The following is a 9,552-nucleotide window of genomic DNA, read 5'->3' as shown; positions in this document are numbered from 1 at the left end:
CCCTGGGCGACCGGTGCCCCGGCCGGCGGCGGCCAGCAGCAGGGCGGCGGCGGTGGCGGCTGGGGCGGAAGCTCCGGCGGCTCCGGCGGCGGCTACTCGGACGAGCCCCCCTTCTAGGGCTGGGCTCGTACCCACACTTCTTGATCACACAGGAGAAACACCATGGCGAAGCCGCCTGTGCGCAAGCCTAAGAAGAAGGTCTGCGCATTCTGCAAGGACAAGGTCACGTACGTGGACTACAAGGACACGAACATGCTGCGGAAGTTCATTTCCGACCGCGGCAAGATCCGTGCCCGCCGCGTGACCGGCAACTGCACGCAGCACCAGCGTGACGTCGCCACGGCAGTCAAGAACAGCCGTGAGATGGCGCTGCTGCCCTACACGTCCACCGCGCGATAAGGGAAGGGTGACCGACTAATGAAGATCATCCTGACCCACGAGGTCTCTGGCCTCGGCACCGCCGGCGACGTCGTCGACGTCAAGGACGGGTACGCCCGCAACTACCTGGTCCCGCGTGGTTTCGCGATCCGCTGGACCAAGGGTGGCGAGCAGGACGTGGCGCAGATCCGCCGCGCCCGCAAGATCCACGAGATCGCCACGATCGAGCAGGCCAACGAGATCAAGGCCAAGCTCGAGGGCGTGAAGGTCCGTCTGGCCGTCCGCTCCGGCGACGCCGGTCGTCTCTTCGGTTCCGTCACCCAGGCTGACGTCGCTTCGGCGATCGAGACCACGGGCGGCGTGAAGGTCGACAAGCGCCGCGTCGAGCTGGGCTCGCCGATCAAGACGCTGGGCGCCCACGAGGCGACCGTGCGTCTGCACCCCGAGGTTGCCGCCAAGGTCAACGTCGAGGTCGTCGCTGCCTGAGCACTGCCCTGAGCAGAGCTGAAGCACATGTGGGGCCGCATCCTTCGGGATGCGGCCCCACACGCTTGCTGTCTGTCCGCCGTTTCACGTGAAACGGCGGGTTTCACGTGAAACGGTGCCCTTCGATCAGCGGGTCGCGCCCGTGACGGCCCAGCGCCCGGAGCGGTAGCGGACCCAGAGCGTCACGACGCGGACCAGCATCATCAGCGCCATGGTTCCCCACAAGGCGGTGAGGCCGCCCCCCAGGCCCGGCACCATCAGTGCGACCGGGGTGAAGACCGCCAAGGTGATGAGCATGGCCCAGGCCAGGTACGGTCCGTCGCCCGCGCCCATCAGGACGCCGTCGAGTACGAACACGATGCCGCAGACGGGCTGGGAGAGCGCCACCACGATGAGTGCCGGCAGGGCCGCGTCCTGGACGACCGCGTCGCTCGTGAACAGCGGAACGAACAGAGGACGGGCAGCGACCACGAGGATGCCGAGGATCACTCCTGCGGCGATGCCCCACTGCACCATGCGTCGGCAGACGTCTCTCGCACCCTGGGCGTCGTCGGCTCCGAGGTAGCGGCCGATGATGGCCTGGCCGGCGATGGCGATGGCGTCCAGGGCGAAAGCCAGCAGGTTCCACAGGGACAGGACGATCTGGTACGCGGCCACGTCCGCGTCACCGAGTCGGGCCGCAACGGCTGTGGCGATCATCAGGATCGCGCGGATCGAGAGCGTACGGACGAGCAGTGGCGCTCCGGCCTGGGCGCAGGCCCGAATGCCTGCCGCATCGGGACGCAGGGAGGCTCCATGGCGCCGGGCGCCACGGACGACCACGACCAGATAGACGGCGGCCATGCCGAGTTGGGCGATGACGGTGCCCCAGGCGGAGCCCGCGATGCCGAGGCCGGCGCCGTAGACGAGACCGACGTTGAGCACGGCGTTGGCCACGAAGCCCGCGACGGCGACGTACAGCGGAGTCTTCGTGTTCTGGAGGCCGCGCAGCACGCCGGTGGCGGCAAGGACCACCAGCATTGCGGGAATGCCGAGTGACGAGATGCGGAGATAGGTGACCGCGTACGGGGCGGCTGTGTCCGAGGCGCCGAAGAGTCCGATCAGCGAGGGCGCGGTGGGCAGGACGATGGCGATGACGGCCGCACCCAGGAGGAGGGCGAGCCAGATGCCGTCCATCCCCTGCTGGATCGCGGCGCGTGTGTCGCCCGCACCGACCCGGCGTGCCACAGCGGCCGTGGTCGCGTAGGCCAGGAAGACGAAGATGCTGACGGCGGTCGTGAGCAGGGCCGAGGCGACGGCGAGCCCGGCCAGCTGGGATGTGCCGAGGTGGCCGACGATGGCGCTGTCGGCCATGAGGAAGAGGGGCTCCGCGACGAGTGCACCGAAGGCGGGGACGGCGAGAGCGACGATCTCCCGGTCGTGCCGTCGGCGGGCGGCTTTGGGTGTCGCTGGAGCCTGTGTCATGAGCACCAATCTAATCTTCCACAGGTAAGAGATGCAATGCCTTCATGACCCTTACATGAAGAGCCCTTCCGCGTGTCGCGGGACGGCGATCCCGGAGATCTTGGGCCGACTGAGAAAGTTTTTCTTCTGCACAGCCAGTGGACGGGATATGCGCAGGTCAGATGCTGTGTGTGAAGTGGCCTGAGGGCTTGTTCACAGGCCTGTCCACCGGGTCGTGCACAGGTTTTCCCGAGTTCTCCACAGCAAGAGGCCCGTCGTCCACACCGCCTGTGGATAACCAGATTGGCTGACGGTGCCGACACGCCTACCGTGGTGCGGCGCCCACCGTGTCTTTCGGCCTCGGAAACCTCATGAAACCGACGCGTCAGAACCGGAATCGGGCCCCCGATTTGTCAGTGTCGTGCCGTAGGAATGAGAGGCACGGCGAGGTCCGCTCGGCGGACGGGAGGAGGTGGCCCGGTGAGTATCTCCGAGCCCTTGGACGACCCCTGGGCCGACAGCGGTCCCAGTGACCGTCTACCCCCTTCCCGGCAGAACCGTAAGGGTGGCCGCGGCCAGGGGGATCAGCACGAGCGTGGCCGAGAGGGCGGGGGCTGGGACGACGGCCCGGCCACCTTCGAGCGCGTACCCCCGCAGGACCTGGACGCCGAGCAGTCGGTCCTCGGTGGCATGCTCCTGTCGAAGGATGCGATCGCGGACGTGGTCGAGGTCCTCAAGGGTCCCGACTTCTACAAGCCGGCCCATGAAACGATCTTTCAGGCTGTCCTCGACATCTATGCCAAGGGTGAGCCGGCCGACCCGATCACCATCGCCGCGGAGCTGACGAAGCGCGGCGAGATCAACAAAGTCGGTGGCGCATCGTATCTGCACACCCTCGTCCAGACGGTCCCCACCGCGGCGAACGCCGAGTACTACGCGGAGATCGTCCATGAACGGGCAGTGCTGCGCCGCCTCGTCGAGGCCGGTACGCGCATCACGCAGATGGGATACGCGGCCGACGACGACGTCGACGAGATCGTCAACAAGGCGCAGGCCGAGATCTATGCGGTCACCGAGCAGCGCACCAGTGAGGACTACCTCCCGCTCGGCGACATCATGGAAGGCGCGCTCGACGAGATCGAGGCGATCGGTTCGCGCAGTGGTGAGATGACCGGCGTGCCGACCGGCTTCACCGACTTCGACTCGCTGACGAACGGTCTGCACCCGGGCCAGATGATCGTCATCGCGGCCCGACCCGCCATGGGTAAGTCCACACTCGCACTGGACTTCGCGCGCGCCGCATCGATCAAGAACAATCTGCCCAGCGTCATCTTCTCCCTGGAAATGGGGCGCAACGAGATCGCGATGCGTCTGCTGTCGGCCGAGGCGCGCGTGGCCCTGCACCACATGCGGTCCGGCACGATGACGGACGAGGACTGGACGCGACTCGCGCGCCGGATGCCCGAGGTCTCGGCCGCACCGCTGTACATCGACGATTCTCCGAACCTGTCGATGATGGAGATCCGCGCGAAGTGCCGGCGGCTCAAGCAGCGCAACGACATCAAGCTCGTGATCATCGACTACCTGCAGCTGATGCAGGCCGGTGGATCCAAGCGCTCCGAGAGCCGTCAGCAGGAGGTCTCGGACATGTCCCGAAACCTCAAGCTGCTGGCCAAGGAACTCGAGGTGCCGGTTATTGCGCTCTCGCAGCTGAACCGTGGTCCCGAACAGCGCACGGACAAGAAGCCGATGGTGTCCGACCTGCGTGAGTCCGGCTCCATCGAGCAGGACGCCGACATGGTCATCCTGCTGCACCGCGAGGACGCGTACGAGAAGGAGTCACCGCGCGCGGGCGAGGCCGACATCATCGTGGGCAAGCACCGTAACGGTCCGACGGCCACCATCACCGTCGCCTTCCAGGGCCACTACTCCCGCTTCGTGGACATGGCGCAGACCTGATCACCCCTCGCCGTCGAGCACGGCGAGGTCCAGGGCCGCCAGACGTGCCGGGTCCGCGATCACTTCGTACGCGGTGATCTTGTCTGCTTCGGCGGTGACGACCAGGGCGAACAACAGGCGGCCGTGTGGGGCGACGACGATGCCGACCCGGCCGTCGATGAGCGCCGTGGCGGCGAACTGGGCGTTGCGCCGCAGGACGACTGTCTCGCGGGCCACGCCGTCCGAGCCGCGCACCAGTGTCTGCGCACCGGCCGGCAGTGTCGTCGGGTCGGCGCGTCGCACGACATCGGGGGCAAGGACCGCGAGCAGTGCGTCGAGGTCGCCGTTCCGGGCAGCGGTGAGGAAGGCGTCGACGACGTGTCGTTGCTGTGCGAGGACCGGGGCGGGGAGTGCGGTGGGGCCCTGGACACGACGGCGTGCGCGGCTCGCGAGCTTCTTGGTGGTGGCAGGGGTGCGCTCCACGATGGGCGCGATCTCGTCGAAGGGCATCGCGAAGAGGTCATGCAGGACGAACGCGACCCGCTCGGCGGGGCCCAGCGTGGCGAGCACGACGAGCAGAGCGCGGCCCACCGCGTCGATCAGTACGGCTTCGCTCTCGGGATCCGTACTGTCGCCCTCGTCCCAGGTCTGGTCCGGCAGTTGGTCGCCGGCGAACTCCTCGCGGCGTGCGGTGCGGGAGCGCAGCATGTCGAGGCAGATGCGCGAGACGACCGTTCGCAGCCAGGCCGTGAGGTTCTCGACGCCACTGATATCGGTGCGGCTCAGCCGCAACCAGGCTTCCTGCACCGCGTCATCGGCGTCACTGAGGGAGCCGAGCATCCGGTAGGAGACCGCTCGTAGCCGTCCGCGCTCCTCCTCGAAGCGCAGCGCCAGCTTGTCCTGCGAGAGCTGCTCGTCCATCGCCCGCCTCTGTCCGTCCGTGCACCCGTGATCAGCCGCCGGTGAAATCGACTCGACTGAGCCGAACACCCGGGGTGGACTGGGCACATGACGACACCCTCTGAGCTGTTGCCCTCCACCCGCCGGGCCCTTCTGCACCGTATCGCCGTCGCGCAGAGCGAAGGCCGCGCTCCGTCACTCGTCGCGGCGGTCGCCCGGGACGGTGAGCTCGTGTGGACCGGTGCGCGTACTTCGGTGGACGGGCACGGCCCCGACGAGAACGTGCAGTACCGGATCGGCTCGATCACGAAGACCTTCACGGCCGTGCTGGTGCTGCGGTTGCGCGATGAGGGGCTGCTCGACCTGGGGGACCCGTTGGAGAAGCATCTGCCCGGTACCGGGGCGGGAGAGGTCACGGTGGCGGAACTCCTCGCACACACCGGTGGGTTGGCGGCCGAGACGCCTGGCGAGTGGTGGGAGCGCTCGCCCGCCACGCTCCGGCCGACCCTCGCCGACGTCCTCGGTGAGCAGCCCTTCCGGCATCCGGTCGGGCGTCGCCACCACTACTCCAACCCCGGCTATACGTTGCTCGGTTCGCTGGTCGAGAAGGTGCGTGGCGTCTCCTGGGAGGAGGCCCTGCGACGCGAGATCCTCGAGCCGCTCGGTCTGAGCCGCACGGGCGTCCGGGCCGAGGCGCCGCACGCCGGGGGCTGGGCCGTGCACCCGTACGCCGACGTGATGCTTCCGGAGCCCAGCGAGGATCTCGGCCTGATGGCTCCCGCCGGGCAACTGTGGTCCACCACGCGCGACTTGACAGTCTTTGGCGCCTTCCTCGCCGTGGGTGACGAGCGGGTGCTGAGCGCGGAGTCCGTCCGGGAGATGCGGACGCCCGCCGCGCCTGCGCTACCGGGTGCCGGGCAAGCGTCGTACGGACTCGGACTGCAGGTACTGGGGTTGGGCGAGCGGACACTGGCGGGGCACGGCGGATCACTGCCGGGGTTCGTGGCGGGGCTGTGGCTGAGCGAGGAGGACGGGCTCGTGGCCGTCGCGCTGGCCAACTGCACCTCCGGGGTGCCCGCGGCCGCGGTGGCCGCTGAGCTGCTGGAGATCGTCGCCGAGGCCGAACCGCGGATGCCTGAACCGTGGCGGCCGCTGCCCGCATTCGACGCGGCGGTCCTGGAACTGGCCGGCCCCTGGTACTGGGGAACACAGGTAGTGGCGTTGCGGCTGACGGCCGATGGCGGGGTGGACCTCGGTCCGATGGCCGGCGGTGGACGCCGCTCGCGGTTCCGGGCGAACGGTGACGGCACCTGGACCGGCCTCGACGGTTACTACGCGGGGGAGCTGCTCCAGGCGGTGCGGCGGCCGGACGGCTCGGTGAGCCATCTCGATCTCGGGTCGTTCGTCTTCACGCGGACGGTGTACGACGCGGAGTCTGCGGTGCCCGGTGGAGTGCATCCCGAGGGATGGCGAGGGCTTCCGCAGTAGTTCGGACATACGGTGGTGGGCCGTTTCACGTGAAACAGCCCACCACCGGCCAGCCTGTTTCACGTGAAACGGGCGTAGAGCGGGCGAACGGGTCCTTCACAGTTGCAGCTTGAACCCGACGTGCGATGCCGTGAAGCCCAGTCGCTCGTAGAAGCGATGGGCGTCGGTACGGCTCGTGTCGGAGGTCAGCTGTACCAGCTGGCAGCCCTGTCGGCGTGATTCCTCGACGGCCCAGGTGATCAGGCGCGTCCCGAGGCCGCTGCCCCGCTCGTCGGCGTGGATGCGCACGCTCTCGATGATCGAACGGGTCGAGCCCTTGCGGGAGAGCCCCGGAATGACGGTGAGTTGCAGAGTGCCGATGACGCGGCCCTCGCGCACCGCGACGACGAGGTGCTGGTTCGGGTCGGCGGACAGCCGTGCGTGGGCGGCCAGATACGGCGTGAGGTCTTCCGGTGACTCGCGCTGAGCACCCAGCGGATCGTCCGCGAGCATCGCGACGATCGCCGGGACGTCCTCGGCCGCGGCGGACCTGATCTCAAGATCTCCCATGGCGGCAGCCTAGGCGGACCGCCGGGAGAAGGGGTGAGCAGGGGTTACGCGGGCACACGCAGCCCTTCGACGGCCCGGACGAGCGGGGAGAGTTCGGGGTTCTCGGCCGCGATGTCCAAGGCCTCACGCAGGGCCGTCTCGTTCGTGGGGCGGGCTTCCTCAAGGAGGGTGAGGCCGGCCTCGGAGACGTTCGTGTAGATGCCACGCCGGTCGGTCGGGCACAGATAGCGCGAGAGCAGGCCGCGGTCCTCAAGGCGGGTCACCAGCCGGGTCGTGGCGCTCTGGCTGAGCACGACGGCGTCGGCGACCTGCTTCATCTGCAGGTGGCCGCCCTCTCCGTCGTGCTGGCGGCTGAGGACGTCGAGCAGGGAGTACTCGCGCACGCTGAGGTCGTGCCTGGCCTGCAGGGCCCGCTCGATGTGGGCCTCGATCTTCCCGTGGAGCAGGGAAAGCGCGCACCAGCCCTGGGAGAGGGCGGTGAGAGCGGGGTCAGTGGCGGTCATGGCGCGTGGATCCTCCGTCCGGAGCGGCTGCGTACCAGAGTAGTCGATGCCTGAAATTGCCCGCGTTTGCAATTAGCCAGCGTCTGCAATTATTGTGAGGTCTTGTAAAGCGCACTCGCAACAGTATGGAAGGTACAGCCCATGCCTCTCGCGCTCCTCGCCCTCGCGATCGGGGCCTTCGGGATCGGCACCACGGAGTTCGTGATCATGGGACTGCTCCCACAGGTCGCGGGTGACTTCGGCGTCTCCATCCCCACGGCCGGATTCCTGGTGACCGGCTACGCCCTCGGCGTCATGCTCGGCGCCCCGCTCATGACCGTCCTGGGCACCCGGATCTCCCGCAAGCGCATGCTGATGCTGCTGATGGGACTCTTCATCGTCGGCAACCTGCTCTCCGCCGTCGCCCCCGTCTTCGCCGTGATGCTCATCGGCCGTGTGGTCGCCTCGCTCGCCCACGGCGCCTTCTTCGGGATCGGCTCGGTCGTCGCGGCCGAACTGGTCGCACCCGAGAAGAAGGCCGGAGCGATCGCCATGATGTTCACCGGTCTGACCGTGGCCAATGTCGTCGGCGTCCCGCTCGGCACCCTGATCGGCCAGTCCGCCGGCTGGCGCGTCACCTTCACCGTCGTCGCCGCGCTCGGTGTCCTCGGCCTGCTCGGCATCGCCAAGCTCGTTCCGGACCTGCCCAAGCCGGAGGGCGTGCACCTGCGCCACGAGCTGGCCGCGTTCAAGAACGTGCAGGTCCTGCTCGCCATGGCGATGACCGTGCTCGGCTTCGGCGGTGTCTTCGCGGCCATCACCTACATCGCGCCGATGATGACGCACGTCGCGGGCTTCGCCGAAGGCTCCGTGACCTGGCTGCTCGTCCTCTTCGGCCTCGGCATGGTCGGCGGCAACCTCGTCGGCGGCAAGTTCGCCGACCGCGCCCTGATGCCCATGCTGTACGTCTCCCTGGGCGCTCTGGCCCTGGTGCTCGGCCTGTTCACGGTGACCGCGCACCACAAGCTCCTCGCCGCGATCACCATCGCCCTGATCGGCGCGCTCGGCTTCGCCACGGTGCCGCCGTTGCAGAAGCGGGTCCTCGACCAGGCCTCCGGCGCCCCGACGCTCGCCTCGGCCGTCAACATCGGCGCCTTCAACCTCGGCAACGCCCTCTCCGCCTGGCTCGGCGGCATGGTGATCTCCGCGGGCCTCGGGTACACCGCCCCGAACTGGGTCGGCGCCGCACTCGCCGCCGGCGCCCTCGTCCTCGCCGTCGTGTCGGCCGCGCTGGAGCGCCGCGGGCCGCTGCCGAGCCCGGTGGTCGCCGGCGCCGAACAGCGGTACGTCGAGCCCGTCCACCACTGACCCGATCCTCACCTCGTCCAAGAGCAGCACCAAGTACCAAGCACCACCCCGTAAGGAGCACGTTCCCATGAGCACCACCATCGCGGTCGCCCCACTGACCATCCAGGACGCCGAGACCCTCGTCTCCGCCGCCCAACGCGCCGCGGAGGCGGCCGGGGTCACCGTCAGCGTCACCGTTCTCGACGCCGGCGGGCACCTGCTCGCCTTCCGCCGCGACGATCGCGCCGTGCTCATCTCCGGAGAGACGAGCACCCGCAAGGCCTACACCGCGCTGCAACTGAACGCACCGACCGCCGACCTCGTCGACCTGGTCAAGCCCGACGGCCCCTTCCACAGCCTGCCCACCGCCCTCGACAAGCCGCTGTTGTTCATCGCGGGCGGCCTGCCGGTCCACCGCGACGGACGGATCATCGGTGCCGTCGGTGTCGGTGGCGGCGCGCCCGAGCAGGACCACGGCTTCGCCACGGCGGCCGTGGAGGCGCTTGCATAGCAGCGGGCTACGCCGACGGGCCCAGCCCCA

General features: G+C 68.7%; 10 protein-coding genes. 6 read left to right on the top strand and 4 right to left on the bottom strand.

The window, feature by feature from the left end:
* Positions 1-162: 162 nt before the first annotated feature.
* Complete coding sequence (rpsR, locus tag G3I40_RS22950; RefSeq protein WP_003949403.1) at positions 163-399, top strand: 30S ribosomal protein S18; 237 nt, start codon at positions 163-165, stop codon at positions 397-399.
* Positions 400-417: 18 nt separating this feature from the next.
* On the top strand, positions 418-864 hold the full coding sequence (rplI, locus tag G3I40_RS22945; RefSeq protein ID WP_164304020.1) for a 50S ribosomal protein L9: 447 nt from the start codon (positions 418-420) through the stop codon (positions 862-864).
* A gap of 126 nt (positions 865-990) precedes the next feature.
* On the opposite strand, the gene G3I40_RS22940 is transcribed toward rplI, so the two are convergent.
* Positions 991-2,328: an MATE family efflux transporter gene (locus G3I40_RS22940; RefSeq protein ID WP_164304019.1), complete on the bottom strand. Its 1,338-nt coding sequence runs from the start codon at positions 2,326-2,328 to the stop codon at positions 991-993.
* 459 nt (positions 2,329-2,787) lie between these two features.
* Between G3I40_RS22940 and dnaB the strand changes: the two genes are divergently transcribed.
* On the top strand, positions 2,788-4,266 hold the full coding sequence (gene dnaB / locus G3I40_RS22935) for a replicative DNA helicase (protein WP_164304018.1): 1,479 nt from the start codon (positions 2,788-2,790) through the stop codon (positions 4,264-4,266).
* On the opposite strand, the gene G3I40_RS22930 is transcribed toward dnaB, so the two are convergent.
* The gene (locus tag G3I40_RS22930) at positions 4,267-5,166 is read right to left on the bottom strand and encodes a sigma-70 family RNA polymerase sigma factor (protein ID WP_164304017.1); all 900 of its coding nucleotides are present in this window, start codon (positions 5,164-5,166) and stop codon (positions 4,267-4,269) included.
* An 87-nt stretch (positions 5,167-5,253) separates the two neighbouring features.
* On the opposite strand from G3I40_RS22930, the gene G3I40_RS22925 reads away from it, so the two are divergent.
* On the top strand, positions 5,254-6,633 hold the full coding sequence (locus G3I40_RS22925; RefSeq protein WP_164304016.1) for a serine hydrolase domain-containing protein: 1,380 nt from the start codon (positions 5,254-5,256) through the stop codon (positions 6,631-6,633).
* Between the two features lie 96 nt (positions 6,634-6,729).
* Here the strand turns inward: G3I40_RS22925 and G3I40_RS22920 are convergent, their stop codons facing one another.
* Together G3I40_RS22920 and G3I40_RS22915 are read right to left on the bottom strand one after the other, a co-directional pair.
* Positions 6,730-7,182 (bottom strand): GNAT family N-acetyltransferase, encoded by a 453-nt coding sequence (locus G3I40_RS22920; protein ID WP_164304015.1) that lies wholly within the window; start codon positions 7,180-7,182, stop codon positions 6,730-6,732.
* 44 nt (positions 7,183-7,226) lie between these two features.
* Entirely contained in the window at positions 7,227-7,685 is a 459-nt protein-coding gene (locus G3I40_RS22915; protein WP_164304014.1) for a MarR family transcriptional regulator, read from the bottom strand.
* Between the two features lie 141 nt (positions 7,686-7,826).
* Between G3I40_RS22915 and G3I40_RS22910 the strand changes: the two genes are divergently transcribed.
* Together G3I40_RS22910 and G3I40_RS22905 are read left to right on the top strand one after the other, a co-directional pair.
* Positions 7,827-9,032, top strand: coding sequence for an MFS transporter (locus tag G3I40_RS22910; RefSeq protein ID WP_164304013.1), 1,206 nt, complete (start codon positions 7,827-7,829; stop codon positions 9,030-9,032).
* Between the two features lie 67 nt (positions 9,033-9,099).
* Positions 9,100-9,522, top strand: coding sequence for a heme-binding protein (locus tag G3I40_RS22905; RefSeq protein ID WP_164304012.1), 423 nt, complete (start codon positions 9,100-9,102; stop codon positions 9,520-9,522).
* Positions 9,523-9,552 lie beyond the last annotated feature (30 nt).

Source organism: Streptomyces sp. SID14478 (assembly GCF_010548525.1).
Classification (GTDB): Bacteria; Actinomycetota; Actinomycetes; order Streptomycetales; family Streptomycetaceae; genus Streptomyces.
This window is presented reverse-complemented; position numbering and strand designations above follow the sequence as displayed.

Bases quoted from the DNA above. Each gene is read 5' to 3' on its own strand.
- rpsR (WP_003949403.1), top strand. From the start codon at position 163: ATGGCGAAGCCGCCTGTGCGCAAGCCTAAGAAGAAGGTCTGCGCATTC.
- rplI (WP_164304020.1), top strand. From the start codon at position 418: ATGAAGATCATCCTGACCCACGAGGTCTCTGGCCTCGGCACCGCCGGC.
- G3I40_RS22940 (WP_164304019.1), bottom strand. From the start codon at position 2,328: ATGACACAGGCTCCAGCGACACCCAAAGCCGCCCGCCGACGGCACGAC.
- G3I40_RS22930 (WP_164304017.1), bottom strand. From the start codon at position 5,166: ATGGACGAGCAGCTCTCGCAGGACAAGCTGGCGCTGCGCTTCGAGGAG.
- G3I40_RS22925 (WP_164304016.1), top strand. From the start codon at position 5,254: ATGACGACACCCTCTGAGCTGTTGCCCTCCACCCGCCGGGCCCTTCTG.
- G3I40_RS22920 (WP_164304015.1), bottom strand. From the start codon at position 7,182: ATGGGAGATCTTGAGATCAGGTCCGCCGCGGCCGAGGACGTCCCGGCG.
- G3I40_RS22915 (WP_164304014.1), bottom strand. From the start codon at position 7,685: ATGACCGCCACTGACCCCGCTCTCACCGCCCTCTCCCAGGGCTGGTGC.
- G3I40_RS22910 (WP_164304013.1), top strand. From the start codon at position 7,827: ATGCCTCTCGCGCTCCTCGCCCTCGCGATCGGGGCCTTCGGGATCGGC.
- G3I40_RS22905 (WP_164304012.1), top strand. From the start codon at position 9,100: ATGAGCACCACCATCGCGGTCGCCCCACTGACCATCCAGGACGCCGAG.